At 58.8% G+C, this 24,426-nt stretch carries 24 protein-coding genes; 15 read left to right on the top strand and 9 right to left on the bottom strand.

Features of this window, described 5'->3' with window-relative positions; translation table 11 throughout:
- Nucleotides 1–88: 88 nt before the first annotated feature.
- Entirely contained in the window at nucleotides 89–1,054 is a 966-nt protein-coding gene (locus tag ACW5XD_RS21125; RefSeq protein WP_456496578.1) for a CYTH domain-containing protein, read from the top strand.
- Nucleotides 1,055–1,152: 98 nt separating this feature from the next.
- Here ACW5XD_RS21125 and ACW5XD_RS21120 read toward each other — a convergent pair whose 3' ends face one another.
- Together ACW5XD_RS21120 and lpxL are read right to left on the bottom strand one after the other, a co-directional pair.
- The gene (locus ACW5XD_RS21120) at nucleotides 1,153–1,620 is read right to left on the bottom strand and encodes an energy transducer TonB (RefSeq protein WP_456496577.1); all 468 of its coding nucleotides are present in this window, start codon (nucleotides 1,618–1,620) and stop codon (nucleotides 1,153–1,155) included.
- 155 nt (nucleotides 1,621–1,775) lie between these two features.
- Nucleotides 1,776–2,699, bottom strand: coding sequence for an LpxL/LpxP family Kdo(2)-lipid IV(A) lauroyl/palmitoleoyl acyltransferase (gene lpxL, locus ACW5XD_RS21115; RefSeq protein WP_456496576.1), 924 nt, complete (start codon nucleotides 2,697–2,699; stop codon nucleotides 1,776–1,778).
- 271 nt (nucleotides 2,700–2,970) lie between these two features.
- On the opposite strand from lpxL, the gene hldE reads away from it, so the two are divergent.
- A complete protein-coding gene (gene hldE, locus ACW5XD_RS21110) occupies nucleotides 2,971–4,398 on the top strand; it encodes a bifunctional D-glycero-beta-D-manno-heptose-7-phosphate kinase/D-glycero-beta-D-manno-heptose 1-phosphate adenylyltransferase HldE (RefSeq protein ID WP_456496575.1) in 1,428 nt (475 codons plus the stop codon).
- Nucleotides 4,399–4,506: 108 nt separating this feature from the next.
- On the opposite strand, the gene tolC is transcribed toward hldE, so the two are convergent.
- Complete coding sequence (tolC, locus tag ACW5XD_RS21105; protein ID WP_456496574.1) at nucleotides 4,507–5,829, bottom strand: outer membrane channel protein TolC; 1,323 nt, start codon at nucleotides 5,827–5,829, stop codon at nucleotides 4,507–4,509.
- A gap of 306 nt (nucleotides 5,830–6,135) precedes the next feature.
- Between tolC and nudF the strand changes: the two genes are divergently transcribed.
- From nudF to ACW5XD_RS21045, 12 genes are all read left to right on the top strand, one after another.
- Nucleotides 6,136–6,777, top strand: a complete 642-nt coding sequence (gene nudF / locus ACW5XD_RS21100; protein WP_456496573.1) for an ADP-ribose diphosphatase — start codon at nucleotides 6,136–6,138, stop codon at nucleotides 6,775–6,777.
- A 1-nt stretch (nucleotide 6,778) separates the two neighbouring features.
- Entirely contained in the window at nucleotides 6,779–7,225 is a 447-nt protein-coding gene (locus tag ACW5XD_RS21095; protein WP_456496572.1) for a DUF1249 domain-containing protein, read from the top strand.
- Between the two features lie 28 nt (nucleotides 7,226–7,253).
- On the top strand, nucleotides 7,254–8,072 hold the full coding sequence (cpdA, locus tag ACW5XD_RS21090; RefSeq protein WP_456496571.1) for a 3',5'-cyclic-AMP phosphodiesterase: 819 nt from the start codon (nucleotides 7,254–7,256) through the stop codon (nucleotides 8,070–8,072).
- A 13-nt stretch (nucleotides 8,073–8,085) separates the two neighbouring features.
- Nucleotides 8,086–8,673 (top strand): YqiA/YcfP family alpha/beta fold hydrolase, encoded by a 588-nt coding sequence (locus ACW5XD_RS21085; RefSeq protein ID WP_456496570.1) that lies wholly within the window; start codon nucleotides 8,086–8,088, stop codon nucleotides 8,671–8,673.
- Between the two features lie 2 nt (nucleotides 8,674–8,675).
- Nucleotides 8,676–9,299 (top strand): NUDIX hydrolase, encoded by a 624-nt coding sequence (locus tag ACW5XD_RS21080; protein WP_456496569.1) that lies wholly within the window; start codon nucleotides 8,676–8,678, stop codon nucleotides 9,297–9,299.
- Between the two features lie 38 nt (nucleotides 9,300–9,337).
- A complete protein-coding gene (locus tag ACW5XD_RS21075) occupies nucleotides 9,338–9,739 on the top strand; it encodes a GFA family protein (protein WP_456496568.1) in 402 nt (133 codons plus the stop codon).
- Nucleotides 9,740–9,839: 100 nt separating this feature from the next.
- Nucleotides 9,840–10,082 carry a DUF1656 domain-containing protein gene (locus tag ACW5XD_RS21070; protein WP_456496591.1) on the top strand — a complete coding sequence of 81 codons (243 nt, stop codon included), beginning with the start codon at nucleotides 9,840–9,842 and terminating at the stop codon, nucleotides 10,080–10,082.
- A complete protein-coding gene (locus tag ACW5XD_RS21065; RefSeq protein WP_456496567.1) occupies nucleotides 10,075–10,941 on the top strand; it encodes an efflux RND transporter periplasmic adaptor subunit in 867 nt (288 codons plus the stop codon). Before ACW5XD_RS21070 ends, ACW5XD_RS21065 begins: the two co-directional genes overlap by 8 nt.
- A 1-nt stretch (nucleotide 10,942) precedes the next feature.
- Nucleotides 10,943–12,952 carry an FUSC family protein gene (locus ACW5XD_RS21060; RefSeq protein ID WP_456496566.1) on the top strand — a complete coding sequence of 670 codons (2,010 nt, stop codon included), beginning with the start codon at nucleotides 10,943–10,945 and terminating at the stop codon, nucleotides 12,950–12,952.
- 116 nt (nucleotides 12,953–13,068) lie between these two features.
- Nucleotides 13,069–14,964 (top strand): DNA topoisomerase IV subunit B, encoded by a 1,896-nt coding sequence (gene parE, locus ACW5XD_RS21055; RefSeq protein WP_456496565.1) that lies wholly within the window; start codon nucleotides 13,069–13,071, stop codon nucleotides 14,962–14,964.
- Between the two features lie 78 nt (nucleotides 14,965–15,042).
- Nucleotides 15,043–17,337 (top strand): DNA topoisomerase IV subunit A, encoded by a 2,295-nt coding sequence (gene parC, locus ACW5XD_RS21050; protein WP_456496564.1) that lies wholly within the window; start codon nucleotides 15,043–15,045, stop codon nucleotides 17,335–17,337.
- A gap of 122 nt (nucleotides 17,338–17,459) precedes the next feature.
- Nucleotides 17,460–18,464, top strand: coding sequence for an alpha/beta hydrolase family protein (locus ACW5XD_RS21045; protein WP_456496563.1), 1,005 nt, complete (start codon nucleotides 17,460–17,462; stop codon nucleotides 18,462–18,464).
- A gap of 104 nt (nucleotides 18,465–18,568) precedes the next feature.
- Here the strand turns inward: ACW5XD_RS21045 and ACW5XD_RS21040 are convergent, their stop codons facing one another.
- Nucleotides 18,569–19,477: a LysR family transcriptional regulator gene (locus ACW5XD_RS21040; protein ID WP_456496562.1), complete on the bottom strand. Its 909-nt coding sequence runs from the start codon at nucleotides 19,475–19,477 to the stop codon at nucleotides 18,569–18,571.
- Nucleotides 19,478–19,564: 87 nt separating this feature from the next.
- Here ACW5XD_RS21040 and ACW5XD_RS21035 point away from each other — a divergent pair, with 87 nt between their 5' ends.
- Nucleotides 19,565–20,809 (top strand): MFS transporter, encoded by a 1,245-nt coding sequence (locus ACW5XD_RS21035; RefSeq protein WP_456496561.1) that lies wholly within the window; start codon nucleotides 19,565–19,567, stop codon nucleotides 20,807–20,809.
- 369 nt (nucleotides 20,810–21,178) lie between these two features.
- Here the strand turns inward: ACW5XD_RS21035 and ACW5XD_RS21030 are convergent, their stop codons facing one another.
- The 5 genes from ACW5XD_RS21030 to atcA all read right to left on the bottom strand — a co-directional run bounded on the left by ACW5XD_RS21030 (nucleotide 21,179) and on the right by atcA (nucleotide 24,420).
- Nucleotides 21,179–21,553, bottom strand: coding sequence for a hypothetical protein (locus ACW5XD_RS21030; protein WP_456496560.1), 375 nt, complete (start codon nucleotides 21,551–21,553; stop codon nucleotides 21,179–21,181).
- Nucleotides 21,554–21,738: 185 nt separating this feature from the next.
- The gene (locus ACW5XD_RS21025; RefSeq protein ID WP_456496590.1) at nucleotides 21,739–21,990 is read right to left on the bottom strand and encodes a hypothetical protein; all 252 of its coding nucleotides are present in this window, start codon (nucleotides 21,988–21,990) and stop codon (nucleotides 21,739–21,741) included.
- Nucleotides 21,991–22,197: 207 nt separating this feature from the next.
- The gene (gene atcC / locus ACW5XD_RS21020) at nucleotides 22,198–23,103 is read right to left on the bottom strand and encodes a cold adaptation protein AtcC (protein WP_456496559.1); all 906 of its coding nucleotides are present in this window, start codon (nucleotides 23,101–23,103) and stop codon (nucleotides 22,198–22,200) included.
- Between the two features lie 11 nt (nucleotides 23,104–23,114).
- Nucleotides 23,115–23,876: a cold adaptation protein AtcB gene (atcB, locus tag ACW5XD_RS21015; protein ID WP_270686604.1), complete on the bottom strand. Its 762-nt coding sequence runs from the start codon at nucleotides 23,874–23,876 to the stop codon at nucleotides 23,115–23,117.
- Between the two features lie 13 nt (nucleotides 23,877–23,889).
- Nucleotides 23,890–24,420 (bottom strand): cold adaptation protein AtcA, encoded by a 531-nt coding sequence (gene atcA / locus ACW5XD_RS21010; RefSeq protein WP_456496558.1) that lies wholly within the window; start codon nucleotides 24,418–24,420, stop codon nucleotides 23,890–23,892.
- Nucleotides 24,421–24,426 lie beyond the last annotated feature (6 nt).

Below are 24,426 nucleotides of genomic sequence, written 5' to 3'. Positions count from 1 at the left end.
CCGTGAATTAATCTTGATGTATCGCAGGCATTATATCCTCGCGCTTCGCATCATGTCCCCCAAAGTTGCCTGCCAGCCCGGAATGACTATGCAAACTGAGATCGAGATAAAGTTTTTTGTCTCACAAGATATTCAACAACCGTTATCCAAACTTCTGAATTCGCTAGAAATTATATCAAATTCCCAGGTCGAGCTCGGCAATGTCTATTTTGATACGCCAACCTTGGCGTTACGTCAGCTGGAAATGGGATTGCGTATTCGTCGCAGCGATGATTTCGCCGAGCAGACGATTAAATGCCGGGGTCAGGTGGTGGGGGGATTGCACGCCCGTCCTGAATACAATACCCCCGTAGAGGGCGACTTTCCCCGGCTTGCCGCTTTTCCAGTCGAGCTTTGGCCAAGTCTGACGGCGCGTGACGAGATCCAGGGCAAGCTGGTTGCCCAGTTCAGGACCGACTTTTTGCGGCGCCACTGGTTGGTCGCTTTCGAAGGTGCCGAGATCGAGCTGGCTTGGGATCAGGGCGAGATCGTCGGTTCACTGGGCAAAACCTGCATCGATGAGCTGGAGCTGGAGCTCAAGTCCGGCGATGCACGGGCCCTGTTCGGGTTGGCAGGACAGCTGGCCGGGCTCGGCGGGATCAGGCTGGGGGCACAATCCAAGGCGCAGCGCGGCTATCGGCTGGCGGGACTCGGCAAGCCGTTGACGCTGCAATCTTTGCCTGTGGCCATTGGGGCCGATGCCGCGATGCGCATCACGTCGGGTCTGCAACACTGGCAACATCACGAGCAGTATTGGTTGGAGCAGGCGGACCCCGAGCAGCGACGCTTGGCGTTGTGCGAGATCCGGCAAGGTGTTGGGCTCATCATCGACGCAGCCGGTGCGTGCGCGCCAGCCTGGCTGGCGGCGCTGACCGACTTGTCGGCTTCTCTGGCGTTGTTGGCTCAGGATCCGGGCGACGTCGGGTTGCAAGCTGCCTTGTCGACGCAGTTCCATCACGCCGACTATGTGCGGCTGCAATTGGCCATCGCTGCCTGGTTGCACGCGGGGACATGATGTCCTGCGACGGCGGTGACGCAAAATTGCCAACATGAAAAAGGTGAGCCTTGGCTCACCTTTTTCATGTTGGCTGTACCAGCCTGGCTGGGCAGTGCTCAGACCTGGGTGTAGACCAGCCCCGTGCTGCGGACCATGTCCTCCCCCTGGCAGATCTGCGTCAGCTCGCGGGTATCGCAGGGTTGGTCGTTATGCTCGATACAGAATTCGAACCGGGTCTGGGACTTGACGGGGAGATGGCGTGGATTGGCTGCGGTTGCCTGCCATTGCCACTGCTGCAGCGTCTCTATGGCTGCCTCGCTGAATGCCTCGTCACTGCTGGCCAGAACGCGGATCTGCTCGGCCAGGCCCGCTTTATTGATCACGTATTCGAGCGAGGTGCACCCCATTTTCTCGGCCAGTATGGCCTCCTTGGGGTAACGGGATGCGTTCCTGCTGATAGGGCTCCACTGGGCATTCACATCCGTGATACCGCTCAGGGGGAGAGAGGTGAGGTGCACGCTCTGGGTCTGGTGACTGCAACCTGTCAATGTGCACAAGGCGCCCAGTAAAAGAGTGGCTTTCATGTTCGCTTCCCTTCGTTCGTTTTATTGTCTCTGGCGAGAGCTGGCCCGCCGCTCGGCAGGGTCATTAATAAAATATTCAGCCACGAATGAAAACCCTTTACGGACAGCTGGCCAGAAAAAACCGCCTCGCGGCGGTTTTTTCATCCCTTTATGACTCAGTAGTAACCTGCATCATCTGGATTGGGCCGGGTCTTGAAGCGGCGATGCAGCCACATGTATTGCTCGGGGGCCTTGCGAACCGCCGCCTCTATCTCCTTGTTGGCGCGGGTGGCGTCGGCCACGTCGTCACCACTGGGGTAGTCGGCGAGCGGTGGCCCTATATGCAAGACGTAGCCCTCCTGGGTGCGGATGTTGTAGCAGGGCAGGGTGACGGTATTTTTTACCCGGGCCAGGGTCGCGGTGCCAGAGATGGTGGCTGCCTGCTCCACTGCAAAGTAGGGCACGAACACGCTGGCATGAGCGCCGTAGTCGTGATCCGGCGCGTACCAGAGTGCATCGCCGTTACGCAGCGCCTTGATCATCCCCTTCACATCCATGCGATCCACCAGATACTTGTTGGAGGCGCAGCGGCCGTGGTATTGGGCATATTCCAATACCGGGTTGGTATTGGGACGATAGACGCCGACTCCGGGCCGTACCAGGCCGAAGCAGCGGGCATTGAGCTCCAGCGTCAGGAAGTGACAGGAGAGCAGCAGCATGCCTTGGCCCTTCTCCATGGCGGCGATAACGTGCTCCTCCCCTTCCACCTTCATCAGGTTACGCATCCGCCAATCCGGCCAGAACCAGGCCATGCCCACCTCGAAGATGGCACAACCCACGCTCTCGAAGTTGGCCTTGAGCAGCTTCTCCCGCTCATCCTTGGTCAGCTCGGGCATCGTCAATTCCAGATTGCGGCGAGCAATTTTGACGCGGGATTTCAGCAGGTTGCGGGCGAGGTTGCCCAATCTGCGTCCCAGCCACATCTGGCTGCGCCAGGGCAGCAATACCAGCAGCCACAGCAGGCTGAGGCCGAGCCAGCTGCCCCAGTAACGGGGGTGGAACAGATGGGGTTCGAGTCGGGGTGCATTATCGTGGGCCATGAAAAGTCTCTTGTTCGCAATCGCCATGATCCGCAGGCGTCCAGCCGAAAAGGGAGGCGATAAAGGCACGTGGATATCCTGATCGGACAGTTTTACTCGTATCTGGGGGATTCTAGCCGAAAAGCGGGCTCGGGTGCGAATGGCCTCTTCCCTGATCCGAGCTGCCATGAACTGTCACCAGAGTGGGAAGGGGGGCGCGCTTTTTTCACACCCTGTAAAAGAGTGTGATAAAATCGGCGACTGATTTTTCAGGTTTTGAGAGTCGATACAGATGAAGATCACCCTGCCCGAGTTTGAAAAAGCCCGCGTTCTGGTCGTTGGCGATGTCATGTTGGACCGTTATTGGCATGGCCCCACCGGCCGGATATCACCCGAAGCGCCGGTGCCCGTGGTCAAGGTTGAACACATTGAAGAGCGCCCGGGTGGCGCCGCCAACGTGGCACTCAACTCCGCCGCACTGGGTGCCCACGCCGTGTTGCTGGGCCTGACCGGTCAGGATGAGGCCGCCGATGCTCTGGCTGGCCAGATGGCTGGCGTCAAGGTCGCCTGTGATTTCGTTCGTCTGGCCGACTATCCGACCATCACCAAGCTGCGGGTGTTGTCCCGCAACCAGCAACTGCTGCGTCTCGACTTCGAAGAGGCGTTCCACGATGTCGATTCCACCCTGCTGATGGGCAAGGTCGAGCAGGCCCTGCCAAACAGTGACGTGATGATCCTCTCCGACTACGGCAAGGGTGCCCTCAACGATGTACCCGGCATGATCCGGCGTGCCCGTGCTGCCGGCATTCCTGTGCTGGTCGACCCGAAAGGGACCGAGTTTGAGAAGTATCGCGGTGCCACCCTGCTGACCCCCAACATGTCCGAGTTCGAGGCCGTGGTGGGCAAGGTGAAGAGTGAAGAGGATCTGGTTGCCAAGGGACTGGAACTGGTCAAGCGTTTCGAGCTGGAGGCCCTGTTGGTCACCCGTTCCGAAAATGGCATGACCCTGATCCGTGAAGGTCAACCAGAGCTGCACCTGCCGGCCCAGGCCCACGAGGTCTACGACGTGACCGGTGCCGGTGATACCGTCATCTCTACCCTGGCCACCTCGCTGGCCGCCGGTATGAGCCTGGGCGAGGCGTGTGCCCTGGCCAACACGGCCGCCGGCATCGTGGTCGGCAAGCTGGGTACCTCTACCGTCAGCCCGGTCGAGCTCGCCAACGCCATCTACAGCGAGCAGGAGACAGGTTTTGGCGTCATGTCCGAAACTCAGCTCAAGATTGCCGTTCAGGCTGCCCGCCTGCGTGGTGAGAAAGTGGTGATGACCAACGGTTGCTTCGACATACTGCACGCCGGTCACGTCTCCTACCTCGCCAATGCTGGCAAGCTGGGGGATCGCCTGATAGTGGCGGTCAATACCGATGACTCCGTTCGTCGCCTGAAAGGGCCGGGTCGCCCGGTCAACCCGACCGACCGTCGTATGGCTGTATTGGCCGCACTGGGCGCGGTGGATTGGGTCGTCCCCTTTGCCGAAGACACGCCACAGCGTTTAATCGCCGAAGTCCTGCCTGATCTGCTGGTCAAGGGCGGTGACTACCAGCCAGAAGAGATTGCCGGCTACGCGGAAGTGACCGCCAATGGCGGCGAGGTGCGCGTACTCAATTTCGAAGATGGCTGCTCCACCTCCGACATCATCAAGACCATTCGCGAGCGTGGCTGACGATTGAGGCAGTTCACAACCTTGGGGGCAGTACGCTCAACGAGTGAAGAACGGATAACAAAAAGGCGACCTTGAGGTCGCCTTTTTCATGCCGGGTATTATCGGTTATCAGGATTTGGCTTTTGCCGTGGCGGGCATCAGTCCCTGGTTCACGTCTTCCAGGTCCTTCTGTTCCAGAATGCCGGCGGCCTGTTTGAGTGAGAGGATGCTGAGGATGTAGTTGTAGCGAGCTTCGGAGAGCTTCTGCTTGGCCTGATACAGCTTGCGGGTAGAGTCCAGCACGTCGACTATGGTACGGGTGCCGACTTCGTAACCTGCCTCGGTCGCCTTCAGGGCGCTGTCGGCGGAGATAACGGACTGGCCATAGGCACGCACCGAGCCGATGTTGGCGTTCACGTTGTTGTAGGAAGAGCGAACCGTACTTTGTACCGTGCGGAAGCTGCGCTCCAGCTGCTCGCTGGCGGCCACGTAGTTGAACTGTGACTGCTTGACCTGAGAAGTGGTCGCACCACCGGTGTAGAGCGGCAGCTTGAAGTTCAGGCCTATGTTGCCCTGATTGCCGTTGCTCTCGGGGTTGCGGATCTCGTCCTTGTAGTCGTTGTAGTTGGCGGAGAGACCGGCGCCCAGATCTACGGTCGGTTCGTGACCTGTCTTGGCCAGATCGATCTGTTCCTTGGCGATGTCCTTGCCGATGCGGGCACTGTGCAGTTGCAGGTTTTTGTCCAGCGCCAGTTCCAGCCACTTGTCGGAGTTGAACGGGGTTTTTTGCGTGGTGAAGCGCTCGGTGTTGAGGATGTCCAGCTGACGGTGATCGATACCGGTCAGCTCGCGCAGGCTCTCGTAACTGTTGTCCAGGGTGTTCTCGGCGTTGATCTCGTCTGCCAGCGCCTGGTCGCGCTCGGCCTCGGCTTCATGCACGTCAGTGATGGCGGTCAGGCCCACTTCAAAGCGCTGTTGGGTCTGTTCCAGCTGGCGTTCTACTGCGGCCTTGTTGGCACGAACAAACTCCAGGGTGTCCATCGCCTTGAGCACGTCGAAATAGGCCTGGGCGGTACGCAGCATCAGGTTCTGGATTTCGAGGTTGTAGGCCACGTCGGACTGGGTAGCGCTCTTCTCGGTCAGATCTAGGTTGACCCAGTTGCTGCGACGGTAGATGGATTGATCCAGCGACAGGGAGCCGGTGGCGTTGCTGTTGGTCTGGGTGTCACCCTTGTTCTGCAGGTAGTTCAGACCGGCGCCCAGATTGATCTGTGGCAAGAGGGCTGCGCGGGATTCGTTGATCTTCTCGAAGGCCTGATCACGCTTGGCTTTGGATTCCAGCAGCTGGGTGTCCTTGATCTGGGCCTGTTGGTAGATATCGAGCAGGTTTTCGGCATGGGCGCCGGCGCTGACGCCCAGCAACACCATGGCTGACAAGAGTGTTCTTTTCATAGATCGTTTTAACCTTATGTATTAACCCAAAGCTGTCGCTGGATGAAGGAGGGGTATTGTCACTGAGCAAGCTTGATTTCAGCTTAATCACTCTACTATAAGCAAAATTTTATGCTAACTGTCTCTTTTCCAGCGACAGGAACGTCAAGCACGAGGGTGAGTTTTCTCCCCCTCGTGCCTAGCCAAATGCCCTGTGGCTGCTAAAATCCATCCCTCATCTCCGGCGGGAGCGAGTGAATGAATGTTCATTCATGTTCCCGGATTTTATGGTCTAACCAAGCCAAGTCAAGCTGGCGGGAGTCTCGTATGTCGCAGCAAGCCTTGCCCCAAGCCCGTCACTATTCTGCTGATGATGTAAAAATTATCGATAAATCAGCTGGATATAGCGGTTTCTTCAAAGTGAATATCTATCGCCTGCAGCACAGGTTATTTGCAGGAGGCTGGAACGAGCCCATCGTCCGCGAGCTGTTCGAGCGCGGTCATGCCGCCGCCCTGCTGCCCTATGATCCGGTGCGCGATCAGATAGTGCTGGTGGAGCAGTTTCGTATCGGCGCCATCGAGACCAGCACTACCCCCTGGCTGCTGGAGCTGGTGGCCGGCATCATAGATGAAGGGGAGACCGCCGAAGCCGTAGTGCGGCGCGAAGCGGTGGAAGAGGCGGGCATCGAGGTGGGTCGCTGCGAGCACGCCATCAGCTATCTGGTGAGTCCGGGCGGCAGTACAGAACGCATCGAGGTCTTTGTCGGCGAGGTGGATGCCAGCAAGGCCGAGGGGATCCACGGTCTGGCGGAGGAAGGGGAAGATATCCGGGTGCACGTGGTGAGCCGCGAGCAGGCCTATGCCTGGCTCAAAGAGGGGCGCATCGACAACGCGGCCTCCGTCATCGCCTTGCAGTGGCTGGCCCTCAATCACGGTGAGCTGCGGGCTCGCTGGCTGGCGGGACGCTAAGATGGCGCTCGCCCAGTTGCAGGCCAAACGCTATGTGCCTGATTTGATGTCCTTGCAGCGGACCTGCGAGGTGAATTATATGGCCTTGATGAAACTGTTGCCGCCGGGCGGCACAGTCGGGGCCGAGCGCCGCTATCAGGTCGGCAACGGCCTGCAGTTCCAGCTTACCGTCAGCGAGGAGAGCCGCTTTACCAGCCAGGTGATCCTGGCTCAGCACAACCCGGAATTGCCGAGCTACTTGCAGGCTCGCATCGAGATTCGTTTGTATCATGATGTGCGGATGGCGGAAGTGTGTGCGGCACAACAGATTTCGAGGTTGCAACCACGTTATGATTATCCCAATAAAAAAATGCACCAGCGGGATGAAAAGGAGCAGGTAAATCTGTTCCTGGCCGATTGGCTAAGATTTTGTCTCAGACATGGCACCAGCCTGATCAACATCCTCTAGTTGAACTTATAAATAAAGAAGCGTGATTTTGGAAACAGAGCTACCCCAGGCGCAGGACGGCAGTGTGCGCCTGTTACAAATTACCGACACCCACCTCTTCGCGAGTGCCGAGGGGCGTCTATTGGCTGTGCGCACCGCAGAGAGCCTGGCTGCCGTGCTGGAGCGGGTGCAGGCCAATGATCATCCGTTTGATCTCATCCTGGCGACCGGCGATCTGTCGCAGGATCACAGTCCGGAATCCTACCAGCGCTTTGCCAGCATGATGGCCCCGCTGGCCCGTCCTATCTACTGGCTGCCCGGCAACCATGATGACGGCCCTCTGATGACCGAATACCTGCATGCGGCCGGGATCAGCGAGGCCAAGCAGCTGGTGGGCGAACACTGGCAGGTGATACTGCTGGATACCCAGGTACGCGGCAAGCCTCACGGCGTGCTTGGTGACCATCAGCTGGCAGCGCTGGATCTGGCCCTGCGTCAGCACCCCGAGCGTCATGCCCTGATCGCCCTGCATCATCAGGCCGTGCCTGTGGGGTGCGCCTGGCTCGATCAGCACAATCTCAAAAATGCCGATGACCTGTTCGCCGTGCTGGCCCGTCATCCCCAGCAGAAAACCATCTTGTTCGGCCATGTGCATCAGGAGTTTGACGAGATGCATCGCGGGGTGCGGCTGATCGCCAGTCCCTCCACCTGCATCCAGTTCAAGCCGCTCAGCGACGGTTTCGCGCTGGACGAGTCAGGTCCGGGCTGGCGCTATCTCACCTTGCATCCGGATGGCCGTGTCGCGAGTCAGGTGTGGCGTTTGCCGGTGGGGCAGTTTGTGCCCGACCCCGATGCCACCGGTTATTGAGGAGGCCGATAGCATGAAGTCGGTTCTCCTTTATCTGCACGGTTTCAACTCCTCTCCCGGCTCTGCCAAGGCGCAGCAGATGGCGGCCTGGGTCGCGGCGCACAGACCCGACATCGAGGTGATCATCCCGGCTCAGCCCAATACACCGGCGGCGGCCTGGACGGCCATAGCGCAGACCATTGCAGAGGCTGTCGCCCGTCATGGGGACAACCTTAAACTTGGTGCCGTAGGCAGCTCCCTCGGCGGATTTATGGCAACCCGGGTGAGTGAGCAGTACGGCTGCCGCGCAGCCCTGATCAACCCGGCGGTGCGACCTCACGAGCTGCTCTGCGACTACCTGGGCCCCCAGGTCAATCCCTATACCGACGAGCAGTACGAGCTGCTGCCGGCGCACATGGACGAGCTGCGGGCGCTGGCGGTGCCGGTAACGGCCCCCGAACGGCTCTGGATCCTGCAACAGCAGGAGGATGAGGTGCTCGACTATCGCAAGGCGCTGACGGAATACCGCTTTGCCCGCCTCTCGCTGGAGTGCGGTGGCAATCACGCCTTCACCGGGTTCGAGCGCTACCCCGCCCAGATCATTCGTTTCCTCGGGCTCTAGCCATGCAACCGCCGTTGGCCGCCTTTCTGGAACAGGTGCTGGCCACGGCGCAGGCCGGTCTCACCTATTCCAAGGATCCCTTTGATATCGAGCGTTTCGAGGCACTCAGAGCGGCCACGGTCACCCTTATTGCCAGTCAGAGCGAGCTGGATCCCGCCGCAATCTCAGCGTGGATCGCCCTCGATCGCGGCTATCCCACCCCCAAGCTGGATGTGCGGGCCCTGATCCTGAATGACGCGGGTCGCATCCTGCTGGTACAGGAGCGCAGCGACGGCTGCTGGACCCTGCCGGGCGGCTGGTGCGACATAGGCGACTCGCCGGCCGGTGCCGTGGTGCGCGAGGTGAGTGAAGAGACTGGTCTCGCCTGCCGGGCCGTGCAACTGCTGGCGCTGTTCGACAAGCTCAAGCACCCCCATCCGCCGCAACTGCCCCATGCCCACAAGGCCTTCTTCCTGTGCGAGGTGACGGGGGGCCAGCTGCTCACCGAGACCGACGAGACCCTGGGCGCTGCCTATTTCTCCCTCAATGCCCTGCCTGCGCTCTCCCTGCACAGGGTGGTGGCATCCCAACTGCGCACCCTGCATGCTCATCTGCAACAGGGGCGGCGCGAGACGCTGTTCGATTGATTCAGTCAGGGCGAAGAGCCCGGTAGCAAGGAGGCTGCATGATAAAACAGATCGGCAATACCCCCATTGACGAGAAGCACAAGGCCAGCTGCCACTGCGGGGCAGTGGTGCTGGAACTCACCTTGCCGGATGGCGTGGTGGATCCGCGGCGCTGCGACTGTTCTCTCTGCCGGCGACGCGGTGCCATCGTCGCCTCGGTGCCGCTCTCGGGCATCCGCATCCTGCAAGGGAAGGATGCGCTGCGCTGCTATCAGTTCAACACCCGCACCGCGAAACATTACTTCTGCAGTATTTGTGGCATCTACACCCATCACCAGCGTCGCTCCAACCCGGCCGAGTATGGCTACAACCTCGCCTGTCTCGAGGGGATCAACCCCTTCGAGCTGGGCGAGGTACCGACTCGAGACGGGGTGCATCACCCGGCTGACCGAGTGGTCTGACCACAAGGGCGCCATCTGTTCCTGTAGCGCTGGAAATGGCTGTGTTAACCTTGGCAGGTCTGCCCTGGAGCAGACTCTGGCCGATTTCCTCTGCCTTTCTCTGCCAATAGGGAGCCTGCTTGTGACGACCTCTTCAGCGCTGCCGGACCTGATACTGGGCGCCTCTCTCTACTTTCCTCCCCTGTTCAAGGCCGTGCTGTTCGGCCTGCTGGGCTGGCTGCCTGTGCATCATCTGCTGCGTGACTGGCTCTATGGCGGGGATGTCTGGCATCCCCTGCTGATGGATCTCTCCCTGTTTATTCTCGCCGTCAGCGGTGCTTTATGGATCTTGTTACATGGCTAAATCACCTCTCGCAACCCTCAAATACTTCTCCACCCTGCTGGTGTGTGCCCTGGCGCTGGCGGCGGGCTGGTGGCTGTGGAATTACTACATGCAGGGGCCCTGGACCCGGGATGGCAAGGTGCGGGCCGAGCTGGTCAGCATCACTCCCGAGGTGTCGGGCAAGATCATCAAGATCTGGACCAGAGACAACCAACTGGTGAAGGTGGGGGACGTCCTGTTCACTCTGGATCCCGCTCCCTATCGCATTGCCCTCGACAACGCCCAGGCAGCGCTCGCCAAGGCTAAATCGGATCTCGACAAGGCCGAACACGAGGCGAGTCGGCGTCAGAGTCTCTCCCGCACCGTCATCTCGGCCGAGGCGGTGGATGAGGCTCGGCTCAATGCCCAGGCGATGCTGGCGGCCTATCAGGTGGCGCAGGCCAATCTGGCGCAGGCGAAGTGGTCGCTCGCCAAGACCGAGGTACACGCCTCCAGCGATGGTTACATCACCAACCTGCAGACCCGGGTTGGCAATTATGCCAGCGCAGGGGTGCCTCTGGTGGCACTGGTGGATATCCACTCCTTCTATGTGCAGGGCTATTTCGAAGAGACCAAACTCAGGCACATAGCGCCGGGCAAGCCAGCGGAGGTGGTGCTCTATAGCGGAGAGCAGCGGCTGCGCGGCGAGGTGGAGAGCATAGGGCGTGCCATTCACGATCAGAGCCTGGAGGGGAGTGACGGTCTGCTGCTCGACGTCAAGCCAAACGTGCCCTGGGTGCGGCTGGCACAGCGGGTGCCGGTGCGGATCCGCCTGCTGGATGTGCCGCCCGGGCTAGCCCTGATTGCAGGCACCACCTGCACCATCACCATAGGGGAGTAGGGTGAGCGACTCGCTCTGGCGCCAGACCCCCTGGGGCAAGGCCAACGGCGGTCAGTGGCGTTATGCCCTGCGCAACAGTCTGGCCATGTGCCTGTCCCTCTGGCTGGCGTTCGTGTTGCAACTCGACTCCCCCTATTGGGCCATGACGTCGGCCGCGGTGGTGAGTTTTCCCACCGTCGGCGGGGTCATCAGCAAGAGTCTGGGGCGGGTGGTGGGCAGCTTGGTCGGTGCCATGGCGGCCGTGGTGATCACCGGCCTTGGCATCAGCGACCCCTGGCTGTTCAGTTTCCTTATCGCGCTCTGGCTGGGCTTGTGCACCTACATCTCCAACCACTATCAGAACAACGTCTCTTACGCCTTTGCCCTGGCGGGCTACACGGCCGCCATCATCGCCTTCTCCTGCGTCAACGTGGACGATCCGCAACGCATCTTCGACATCGCCCAGGCGCGGGTGAGCGAGGTGATCATCGGCATTCTCTGCGGTGGTCTGATGATGATGATCCTGCCCAGCACCTCTGACAGCGAGACCCTGCTCCAGTCCCTGCGCAAGACCCAGACCCGCTTGCTGGAGCATGCCCAGCTGCTCTGGCTGGGGGATGCCAATCCCGATGTGCGCAGCGCCCACGAGGGGTTGATCGGCCAGATCCTCACCATGAACGTGCTGCGCATTCAGGCGGTCTGGAGTCACCACCGCCTGCGCCGCCAGAACAAGCTGCTCAACTTCCTGCTGCACCGCCAGTTGCGGCTCATCAGCCTGATCTCCAGCCAGCGGCGGATGCTGCACAGCTTTCGAGAACAGGCCGCCGGGCAGCAGGAACTGCTGGCCAGCCTGCTGACCGAGCTGGGCAAGCCGGCGTGCGACAAGCTCAGTATCGCCCGCCTGCTGGCCCCGTTTGTGCCGACCGAGGGGTGCGATTATCGCTATCGCACCTTCTGGCTGCGGTTGCGCCACTTCTGCTGGAGCTATCTGGAGTGCCAGCGCTGGCTGCACCGGCTGGATCAGTACGACGATCAGGAGTGGCCGGCCCCACCGCGCCACAGCGTCCTCACCAGCCATATCGACAGCCTTGAGGCGGCTTACAACGGTGGACGCACCTTCCTCTGCGTGCTGCTGGGTTGCGCCTTCTGGATCAACAGCCAGTGGGATGACGGGGGCTCGGCGCTGACCCTGCTCTCCATCTGCTGCGTGCTCTACTCTGCAACACCGACCCCGACGAAGGGGGTCAACACCATGCTGCAGGCTGTTTTGTTGCTGAGTCTTGTCTGTTTCGCGGTCAAGTTCGGCCTGATGATCCGCATCGACGACTTCTGGCTATTCTGCGCCCTGCTGTTTCCTGCGCTCATCACCATGCAACTGATCAAGTTGCAGCGTCCCTCGTCGGCGGCGCTCTGGGGACAGCTCATCGTGCTGCTGGGCTCCTTCCTCGCGATCACCAATCCGCCGAGCTACGACTATCAAGCCTTCGTCAACGACAGTATCGGCAAGGTGCTGGGGGTGGTGGTGGCCGGGCTGGCATTCCAGATCCTGCGGCCGAGTTCGGATCGGCGCAAGAGTCACCGCATCATGCGTACCCTGCGCCACGACTTCATGGATCAGTTGGCGCTGACTCCCCACCAGAGCGAGAGCCAGTTCGAATCACGCATCTATTACGGCATCAGCCAGCTCAGCCAGAGCCAGGATCAGGCTGCCCGGCTCTGGGTGCTGCGCTGGGGTGTGGTGCTGCTCAACTGCAGCCACATCGTCTGGCAGTTGCGCCAGTGGCAGGGGCGGGATCAGCCGCTTTATCTGGTGCGAGACGCCTGCATCCGCTGTCTGCGAGGGATCCTCACCGAGCGGGGGGTGCAGCATGACTCCCTCGAACGGACGCTGACCGAGCTGCGACGCATCAGCCAGGGGCTGGCTCGTCATCGGGATCCGGCGGCGCTGGATCTGGCGGGCATGGTGTGGCGGCTGCACAGCGCCCTCTCCCAGCTGCAGCAGGCGCTGCCGGTGGCGTCAGTCGCGACCTGAGTCCGGACTGGGGACTGGTTGGCCCCTGTCTGGATCACCCTTTCCCTCAGTCGGGTTTGTCCAAGACCCTCCCAACGAGTAAGATTCTCCCCAAACGTCAATTCGCAAGGCCCTCCATGTCCACTCAATACAATGCGGATGCCATTGAGGTCCTCAATGGCCTCGAACCGGTGCGTCGTCGCCCCGGCATGTACACAGACACCACCCGGCCCAATCACCTCGGCCAGGAGGTCATCGACAACAGCGTCGACGAGGCGCTGGCGGGCCACGCCCGTACCTTGGAGGTGACCCTGTATGAAGACCAGTCCCTCGAGGTGATCGATGACGGCCGTGGCATGCCGGTCGACATTCACCCGGAGGAGGGGGTATCCGGCGTGGAGCTGATCCTTTGCAAGCTGCACGCGGGGGGAAAGTTTTCCAACAAGAACTACCAGTTCTCCGGCGGTCTGCACGGGGTGGGCATTTCGGTGGTGAACGCCCTCTCCGATCGGGTCGAGGTGACGGTGCGCCGCGATGGCCAGGTCTATGACATCGCCTTCGAGCGCGGCGACAAGGTGCAGGAGCTGACTATCACGGGCACCTGCGGGCGCCGCAACACCGGCACCCGGGTGCGCTTCTGGCCGCAGGCGAGCTATTTCGACTCGCCCCGCTTCTCGGTCACCAAGCTGGAGCACCTGCTCAAGGCCAAGGCCGTGCTCTGCCCCGGCCTCACCATCAGGTTCCTCGACAAGAACACCGGCATCAAGCTGGAGTGGTGCTACGAAGATGGCCTCAAGGATTACCTGATCGATGCAGTCAAGCAGTTCACCTGCCTGCCGGAGCAGCCCTTCGTCGGCGCCTTCAGCACCGAGCAGTCCGCCGTGGACTGGGCGCTCTGCTGGTTGCCGGAGGGGGGCGAGTGCCTCGCCGAATCCTATGTGAACCTGATCCCGACGCCGCAGGGCGGTACTCACGTCAACGGCCTGCGCCAGGGGCTGCTCGATGCCATGCGCGAGTTCTGCGAGTTCCGCAACCTGTTGCCGCGCGGGGTCAAGCTGACCCCGGAAGACATCTGGGATCGCTGCGCCTACATCCTCTCCATCAAGATGCAGGATCCCCAGTTCGCCGGCCAGACCAAGGAACGGCTGTCGTCGCGCCAGAGCTCGGCCTTCGTGTCGGGGGTGGTGAAGGATGCCTTCAGCCTGTTCCTCAACAGCAACACCGAGCTGGCGGAGCAGATCGCCGAGATCTGCATCTCCAGCGCCCAGCGCCGGCTGCGCGCCGCCAAGACGGTGGTGCGCAAGAAAATCACCCAGGGCCCAGCCCTGCCCGGCAAGCTGACCGACTGCAACTGCGCCGATCCCATGCAAGGCGAATTGTTCCTGGTGGAGGGTGACTCCGCAGGCGGCAGCGCCAAGCAGGCGCGGGATCGCGAATTTCAGGCCATCATGCCCCTGCGCGGCAAGATCCTGAACACCTGGGAAGTGGAGGCCGGTCAAGTGCTTGCCTCGCAAGAAGTGCACGACATCTCGGTGGCCATCGGCCTGGATCCGGACTCGGAGGATCTCTCCGGCCTGCGCTACGGCAAGGTATGCATCCTCGCGGATGCGGACTCGGACGGTCTGCACATCGCCACCCTGCTCTGCGCGCTCTTCGTGAAGCATTTCCGCACTCTGGTCAACAAGGGCCACGTCTATGTGGCCATGCCGCCGCTCTACCGGATCGACATCGGCAAGGAGGTCTACTACGCCCTCGACGAGGACGAGAAGAACGGCGTGCTGCAGCGGGTCGAGGCCGAGAAGAAGAAGGGCAAGGTGATGGTGACCCGATTCAAGGGTCTGGGTGAAATGAACCCGAAGCAGCTGCGGGAAACCACCATGGATCCCAATACCCGCCGCCTGGTGCAGCTCACCATGGGCGAGATGGAAGAGGGGGACGAAACCCTGCAACTGATGGACATGCTGCTGGCCAAGAAGCGTGCCCCGGATCGTCGCGAGTGGCTGGAAGAGAAGGGCAACCTTGCGATCATCTAAGCCAGTGGCGTCTGTCGCCAGTCGACCCGAATTTCAGGCGCACCACCCGGTGGCGCGCCCCAGCAAGAGAACAACCTTATGAGTGATGCTATCGAGCTCAGTCTGGACGGGGTAGAGCGCCAGCCAATGCGCACCTTTACCGAACAGGCTTACTTGAACTACTCCATGTACGTCATCATGGACCGGGCCCTGCCGCATATCGGTGATGGCCTCAAACCCGTACAGCGGCGCATCATCTACGCCATGAGCGAGCTGGGTCTGTCGGCCCTCTCCAAGCACAAGAAATCCGCCCGTACCGTGGGTGACGTGCTGGGTAAGTACCATCCCCACGGCGACAGCGCCTGTTATGAAGCCATGGTGTTGATGGCCCAGCCCTTCTCCTACCGCTACCCGCTGGTGGACGGTCAGGGCAACTGGGGTGCGCCGGACGATCCCAAATCCTTCGCCGCCATGCGTTATACCGAGGCGCGCCTGTCACGCTTCTCCGAACTGCTGCTCTCCGAGCTTGGTCAGGGGACTGTGGAGTGGACGCCGAACTTCGACGGCACCATGAAAGAGCCGGTGGTACTGCCCGCCCGCCTGCCGCACATACTGCTCAACGGCATCACCGGCATAGCCGTGGGCATGGCGACCGACATTCCGCCCCACAACGCGCGGGAAGTGGCCTACGCCTGCGCCGAGCTGCTCGACAACCCCGATGCGGGGCTGGACGTGCTGATGTCGCACATTCAGGGGCCGGACTACCCGACCAGCGCCGAGATCATCACGCCGCGCGATGACATCCGCAAAATCTACGAGACCGGCAAGGGTTCCATCAAGCAGCGGGCGGTGTGGAGCGAGGAAGATGGCGACATCGTCATCACCGCGCTGCCCCATCAGGCCTCCGGCGCCAAGATCATGGAGCAGATTGCCGCCCAGATGGTGGCCAAGAAGCTGCCCATGGTCACCGACCTGCGGGACGAATCGGACCACGAAAACCCGACCCGTCTGGTGATCATCCCCCGCTCCAACCGGGTGGACATGGAGGCGCTGATGGCCCACCTGTTCGCCACCACGGATCTGGAGAAGAACTACCGGGTCAACCTCAACATCCTGGGTCTGGACAACCGTCCCCAGGTGAAGACCCTCAAGATGATCCTCTCCGAGTGGATCATTTTCCGCCGCGAGACGGTGCGCCGTCGCCTGCAGTATCGCCTCGACAAGGTGCTGGCTCGCCTGCACATCCTCGAAGGCTTGCTGGTGGCTTATCTCAACATCGACGAGGTGATCGAGATCATCCGCACCGAGGATGAGCCGGGCAAGGTGATGGTGGAGCGTTTCAACATCAGTGAGACCCAGGCCGAGGCTATCCTCGAGCTCAAACTGCGCCATCTGGCCAAGCTGGAAGAGTTCAAGCTGCGCGCCGAGCAGGATGAACTGGCCATAGAGCGCGACAAGCTCGAACTGCTGCTGGGCTCGGAGCGCCGCCTCAACACCCTGCTCAAGAAAGAGCTGCTGGCGGATGCCGAGAAGTACGGCGACGATCGCCGCACCCCGCTGGTGGAGCGCGCCAGCGCGGTCGCTCTGACCGAGAAAGAGCTGACCCCGAGCGAGCCGGTCACTGTCATCCTCTCTGACAAGGGTTGGGTGCGGGCCGCCAAGGGCCACGATGTGGACGTGGAAGGCCTCTCATACAAGGCGGGGGATGGCTATCTCGCCCACGCCTGCGGTCGCAGCAACCAGCAGGCGGTGTTCCTCTCGACCCTGGGACGCACCTATGCGCTGGAGGCCCACACGCTGCCATCGGCCCGCAGTCAGGGCGAGCCGCTCACCGGCCGCTTTGCGCTGGGTCCAGGCGAAGAGGTGCGCCATCTGGTGATGGGTAACGAAGGCGAGCCGTATCTCATCTGCTCTGACGCCGGTTACGGCTTCGTCTGCACCTATGACGACCTCATCGGCAAGAACAAGAATGGCAAGGCGCTGCTCACCGTGCCGGAAGGTGGCCAGGTGATGGCACCCCAGAAGATTGGCTCGCCGGAAACGGATCTCTGCATGGCCATCTCCAACGAAGGGCGCATGTTGCTATTCCCGCTTAACACCCTGCCGGTACTCGGCAAGGGCAAGGGCAACAAGCTGATCAGCATACCGTCGGCTCGCGTGAAAGCGCGGGAAGAGTTTATGGTGATGGCCGCCATTATCCCGCAGGGGCAATATGTCACCCTGTTTGCCGGCAAGCGCAAGCTGACCCTCAAACCCTCTGATCTCGACTACTACCGCGGCGAACGCGGCCGCCGTGGCGCCAAGCTGCCCCGTGGTTTACAGCGAGTCGATCGCATCGAGATAGAACCCGCCGCCGGTGTCGAGCCGGTAGCGGAGGAAAATCAGGAAGGGTAGTCAACGGATCTATACAAAATGGGAGCGAATTATTCGCTCCCATTTTTTTGTTAAAAATGACTCCTCATGGCGATAGTGGTAGCGTGTCGTCCCAATGTCGATTGGATCAGAAAGGATATCTGATGAGGCTTTTTTTCCGTTATTTTTTACTTTGTGCAATATGTACGTGCAGTGCCTTGTCATCCTTCGTCGTATCGGCTGAATATACAGGGTTTAAGCGTCTCATAGTGACAGATCCTGTAGGCGGAAAGCCGATGGATGCCGTATATTTCTACCCCGGTGTGGCTGCAGAAAACACACCAACTACGATAGGCCCTTATCAAATAGCGGCAAAAAAGGCGCTGGATATAGTACCAGGCCGCTATCCAGTCATAGTTATCTCACATGGCAACGCCGGTAGTTTGTGGAGTCATCATGACCTTGCCACAACTCTGGCTCGGCAGGGCAATATTGTTGTTACCCTCACTCACCCTGGTGACAACTACAAGGATCAGACTGGGGCGGGGGCCATTAGTTCATGGTATGGCCGCCCATTACAAATTTCTGCCGCCATTACAGCAGTAACTAATAATGCAGAGCTAGCTGCATATGTTGATGTAGATAAAATAGCATTTATTGGTTTCTCTGCCGGTGGTGCAACAGGATTGTTGTTAAGAGGAGGGGAAATTGATTCAGGACGCTATGAAAATTATTGTCGTAAGTATGAAATGAAAGCCATATGCTCGACCAAAGGGAAAATCATCAATGATCAGCCTGGTTTAGTTGCCCTCCCAGACTCGAGAATAAAAGCATGGATTTTCATGGCTCCGGTGAGCATAGCATTTTCTCCCGGTTCACTAAGAAGAGTGATTGAACCTACCCTTATTTTTACTGGTGATCAGGATGAAGAGCTTTCTTGGGAGGGAAACTCGAGGGAGCTGGCCAAAATGTTGGCTGCAGAAAATGAATTTCAGGTCATACACAATGCCGGTCATTTTGTTTTTCTCTCACCGTGCTCTGCTCAATTAAATAAAATGGCCCCGGCTATTTGTAATGATGCACCAGGAATGAACAGAGAGCATATACATGCGGTAATTAACGGTAAAATTTCTGAATTTCTCAGCCGAGTGTGGCTTAAATTTAAATGACAACATGTCTGATGGCGAAGCATAATCAGCGTTCGAAAACGAGAGCAGCCGGATTTTGGTATCTTGAGAAGTCAACTCATCTGTTGAGGCTTTATCGGATTTAGTTACTGATAATTCATAATGTTTTGCCGTATAAAATCAATAAATACGCGCGTTTTAGCCGGTAGATATTGACGGTTTGCATAAACAGCAAACAACTGCAATGGGGCGGCGGGTAACTCAAGTTCAATCTCAACCAGGCTGCCATCATCAATAAACTCCTGGCAAGACACCTTGGCAAGAATGGCAAACCCGACTCCGGCGAGAGCGGCTTTTAGCGCCAGTTCACCACTATTGACCCGGTAATGTTCATTGACCTGAACGGTGGAAAATTCAGCGCTGGGTAGGGTGAACTGCCAAGGCATTCCTTTCAGGGCGCTAACCGTAGTAATGCAGGGTAGATCTTTTAGTTGTGCCGTGTGGTTGGGAAGCCCACATCGCCGAATAAGAGAAGGGGAGCCAACAACAGTGCAGGGAATGGTGGTCAGATGGCTGGCAATATAATCGCTATCGTCCAGCTTGCCTCTGTGAATGATGATTGCCATGTCCAGATCCTCTCTTAATGATTCAAGTCCGGACAGGTTGGTAATGCAGCTGATCTTTATTTCTGGATGTTGACAGGCAAAGTCAGCGATGGTTGTACCGAGCAGTTTTGGCCCGGCTTCATTGGGGATACAGATGCGCAGTGGCCCTTTCAGCTGAATCTGTTGTGATGTCAATTCAGCCTCGGTTTGCTCCAGTGACTCCAGCAATGGTTTCACCTTGGTATAGAGCAGTTGCCCCGCCTGTGTGAGCTTCATATGGCGGGTAGTGCGCTCAATCAGTTGAAGGTTCAAGGCTTCTTCCAATTGAGAGATACTGCGGCTCACATTTGACGTGGGTATTTGAAGGGTTTTAGATGCGCCGACAAAACTGCCTTGTTCAACCACGGCAATAAAGATTCTTGATGAATTAAAGTCCAAACCTGTGCGCATCGATTATCCCTAATATGATAACAGTCTGTGCCATTCTAAAGGATAAAAATAAATGATGGTAGTGGGTATGCTGTCTGCCTCTAAAGATTGAGCGTAAACACTATGATGTCAGATCAAAACAAGGTAGATAAGAAACCTCATTTTAATGGTGCGGTGATGGATGTGGGTAGCGTCTGGCTGGCGGCCTTTATCCAATTGGTGAGTACACTGGACTTTATGATGATTATGCCGCTTGGGCCTGATTTATCTCGTGCGCTCGATATCAGCCCAACCTATATAGGATATTTGGGGGGAGGATATGCACTGGCCGCCGCCTTATCATCTTTATTATGTGCCAGATATATTGATCAATTTGATAGAAAACACGTGGCATTGCTCTCATTGCTGGGCGTCACGCTATCCACCTGGGCCTGCACTTTGGCGTGGAATATGGAAAGCCTGTTCTTTACCCGTTTGTTGGCAGGCATATTTGCCGGTCCGGCAACGTCGATAGCAATGGCGATCGTCGTGGATGCCACGCCAGTACCACAACGTGGTCGAGCGATGGCGATAGTGATGGGGGCTTTCTCGTTGTCAGCCATTGCCGGTGTGCCCTTGGGATTGGAGCTGGCCATGTTGAAAGGGTGGAGTGCACCTTTTTATGTCGTCGGGGGATTGGGCTTGTGCGTCAGCGTGATGGTATCTATGAGGCTGCCAAATATGACTTCCCACTTGGGGCAACACCAAAAGGTTTTTTCAATCACGGGTATGTTGAAACGCGCTGTGGTGTGGCATGCATTTATGGCAATCGGGTTGGCTATTTTCAGTACCTTCCTTATTGTTCCGAACATGGCAGCCTATTTTCAGTTTAATCTCGGTGTGCCTCGCAGCGATATGAGTCAGTACTATGTCATGGGCGGTGTTCTCAGCGTGATCACGATGCAGTTGGGTGGCTATTTGATGGACCGTGTTGGCGCAATGAGCATCACGTTGTGGGCAGGGGGATTGATTATCGCCATTGTCTTGGATGGTTTTTTGGGTTCCCCCTTGTTGCCAAGCATGATCATTTTTACCTTGTTCATGGTGGTGACATCGACACGGACTATCACTGCTGCTGCTGTTAATAGCCAGGTCGCAGAGCCCGGGGAACGAGCAGGGTTTATGTCATTGCAGAATGTGTTCCAGCATATATTCAGCGGTTCGGCCGCCGTCGTCTCTTCGATGCTGTTGACGGATGTCGATGGTCATCTGGGCAATATGGCTACCGTGGCCTGGCTGGCCATAGCGCTGACGCTTATTCAACCCATCTTTCTCTATCAGTTACTTAAACGTTTATGTGTGGTGACCGATTAACGTAATGCTCTATTAATGATGAGGCAGCAGGGCCGCAGGTTTGATTGGTGAGGCCTGAGCAGATGAGCGCGAAGGCCGGTTGCCGTAATGTGGTTGGTGATTCCCTTTTTCCCCTATCCCCAACCCTTCTCCAGCAAGGGGAGAAGGGAGCTCAGGTTGTAGCTCTTCAGGATGACGGCGGCTTGTGGGCTGATGGTAACTATCGAGGATGATGGCGAGCGGCTATTTGGAATAATCGCCGAGGTATGGAGTGGCTGTCATGGCTTGAGGCTGGCGGGCTAAAGTCCCCTCTCCCTTTGGGAGAGGGCTAGGGTGAGGGGAGCTGGTTTATCGGATGCACTCAACAAGCTGTATTGCACCGTTGAACCCTCAGTTATTGAAATTCCAAGCGATGGGCAGCTCAAGGTCGAAGACAAGCTCATCCCCTTCCAGGCGAAAGGGCACGCTGGTTTGGTGCTGGTCGTATTCGTTGATGATGAGGCAACTCTCGGCGAAATTGGACTCGTAGTTGAGGTGGGCCTGGCCCTGGGAGCCATCGTTATCGAGCTCGATTCTGAGCACTTGCAGCGGGTTCTCCTGGCTGAGGTTGACCCGGGTGTCCCCTACATCCACCAGCCGCTCCAGCAGGGGGAAGAAGTCCCGTTTGTGAGCCTCGATGCTCCGGGCGATGGCCTGCTTCAACTCGGCCTGAGTGGCAAAGGGGCCGCCGAGGGGGTAGCGGGTCTGGATCCTTTCCTGAGTCATGACGTTTTCTCCTGAAATAAGATGTGAGAACGGTTTGGCCCCTCCAGAGGGCCTCTCATCATAGACCCGAGACCAGCCTATTTTATTGCAAACCATAGTCTGCACATTATCCAGTCAGGGAATTCCTCGTCCTGGCAGATGAAAAGATCTGAAAAATGTTAGTCATGCAGTTTTTTATCGAGGCATCAGGCGGGGATCCGGCCATTCTTCACCAGCGCCCGGCGGATGTTCTTGCACATCTTGCCGAAGCGGTTGAGCTCGTCGAAGGTGGGCGGGAAGCCGCGATCGATCTGATATTGCCAGTAGCAGAGATCCGTATCCACCAGCTCCATCAGCTTCTTGGGGCAGCCGATGCAGGTGTTGTCTGGCCCGCATTTGAAGGTATCTGGTTGATAGAGCGGGAATTCCTGCTTCACGGCATCGATGATCTGCTGCATCGCTGTGATGCGGTCGGGTTTTCTGCTCACGGCTCGTTCCCCTGTGGCTGATATGGGAGAATCATTATATCCCTGCCCAAAACGGGGCCAATGACGCTTACGGGGTAGTCCGGCCAGGATGGCCGCTGGGCAGATAGCACAACGCCCGGCAGGCCGGGCGTTGTGGGGATGGGCGGCGGATGCCGTCCTGCAAGGGGGCATGACCCCCTAGAAGTCGTGGTAGAGCGGCCAGCCGAGCAGGGGGTGCTTGAGACCGGCGCGCATCTCGAAATTGTCGAGCTTCTCCGGCTCGGCGTTCTCTTGTTGCAGCAGCTGGTACTGGCGCACAAAACCCAGGGTATGCAGCAGGTTGGCGACAAACCCCTTGCTGAGATCCTGACGCAGACCGGCGATCAGCTCGCCCGGCAGCTCTGCCAGCAGCAACTCAAGCTGGGCGGCCAGATAGTCGGTGTCGTACCACGCCTCGTTGAGCTCAATCTCCCGCGCAAGTTTGCGCTTGAGATCCTGCTTCACTTTCAGTTTGGCGGCGCCGCTGCCATTGCCGCAGAGAATGCGGTAAAGCAGGGCCTCGGCCAGCTTGTCTTCCATGGTGGGGTGGTCGTTCTCGCAGGCGAAGAAGTGCTGATCGATCAGGCTCATCAGGCGGGCCTTGTTGTGCTCCACCAGCGCCTTCTCGTACTCCTGCCAGCCTTGCCACTCCTCCACATCCGGCGGGCTGGAGATCTTGTCCAAGAGCCGCGCATCCACATCGCCATAGAGGCTGTTGCCACCGGGCTGCTTGGCGCTGACCGAGATCAGCATGGACCAGCCCTTCTGGAACGGCTTGATGGGCCCCTCCGGCGCCTGCAGCAGGGCGAGCGCCTTGGCGGTATCCCGTTGCGACAGCTCCAGCAAGCCAAGGCTGACCACGCCGATGACGTCGTGGGCCGCCTGTTCCAGCAGATGCATCTTGTACTTGTTGTAGTACTTGTCGGCGAACTTCAGGCTCATCAGCACCGCCTTGCCCTTGATCTGGCCAAGCTGCTGATCGCTCAAGTGTTCGCTCTCGCGGCCAAAGCGCAGCACCTGGGTGAGAAAGGGGCCCTGATTGGCATCGCGTATGGCTAGTTGCATGACGGGGCTCCTCAATCCAGGAAGCTGAACATGTCGTCGACTTCGGCGTACTCGTCGGAGGCGTCGTTCTTCTCTTTGGCCTGCATCACCAGCTCGCTGGCGAACTTGCTGATGATCCCCTCCCAGCTGGAGTGCTCATTGCGCAGCAGTGCCTTGATGGCTTTCTCCACCTCGGGGGTCAGCTCGCGGATCAGCATCAAGAGGCTGCGCGGGTCATCCAGCGGGTAGTCGTGGGCATTTTCACTCTGCTGGCGGTCGCTGTAGGAGAGTGCCTCTTCCAGATCTTCCTCTTCGGCGTGCAGCGTGTCGTGGAAGCCCTCGTCATCGTCGAAGCGCTCACCGCGATAGAACTCGATGAAGGGGATGGCGAGGTAGAAGAGACCGGCCGGATCCTCGGCGATGCACTCCAGGATCTCCGCCTGCTTGGCGTCGCTGTCCTGAGTGCGGATCAGGTAGTTGAGGAAGTCGAAGGTGTGCTGCTGCAGCTCTTCGGCGTTGTTCTTGATCGCCTCTTCCCAGTAAAGGGGCTGCTGGCAGACGATGTCGCGGATCCGCTCCGGGGTCATCAGCTCGGAGATGATGGACGGGAACGACATGTCGTGCTGGCCGTTGATCTGGGTCAGGGTGACGATATCAATCTGTTCAATGACTTCGGCCAACTGGTCGTCAGACATTGTCTTGGCGATCAGCTCGAACTTTTCGCTGGCCTGTTTCGGCTCGATCACGGCCAGCTCTTTGATCTCGATGGCGGTAATTTCTATCAGACTGTGCATGCTTTGCCCCAAGTTAGAAACGTACTTCGTCGTACATGTCTTGATCGCCGTCGTCGTCACCATCACCGTTGTAGTCGGCGTCAGCGTTTTCCCCGTCTTCCTCGTCGTCGTCGCGAAGCTCGTAGTCATCGTCGGCACGGCGACCACCGCGCGGCAGCGGGTTGTCCAGCTGGAACAGCACGGCGCAGGCTTCGATCAGCTGATCTTCGCTCTGGGCCCGCACCGCTTTCACCAGCGGCAGATCGGCATTGTTGAACGCCACCGACACCTTGAATTCGTCCCATGAGGGTTGTACGCCGCTGCCGAGCCATTTGTTCCACTCGGGCTTGGCTTTGGGCGGGAATTGCACCCGGCCGTAGAGGGCCAGCGGCAGGTATTCGGGCATGAATTCCAGCATGCTCATGTCAGCCAGCAGCAGTGTCTTCATCTTGCCGGTGAACTGCTCCAGCGCCTTGGGGTCGTCCTGATCCCGGTAGGATTCGATGTTCTCACTGGCATCACTCATCAGCGCTTTGATCCGCGCCTGGTCCCATTTTTTCTGCATAGCGCC

The organism is Aeromonas enterica (assembly GCF_054052465.1).
The sequence above is the reverse complement of the archived record's forward strand: the minus strand, read 5'-3'. Positions and strand labels throughout refer to the sequence as shown.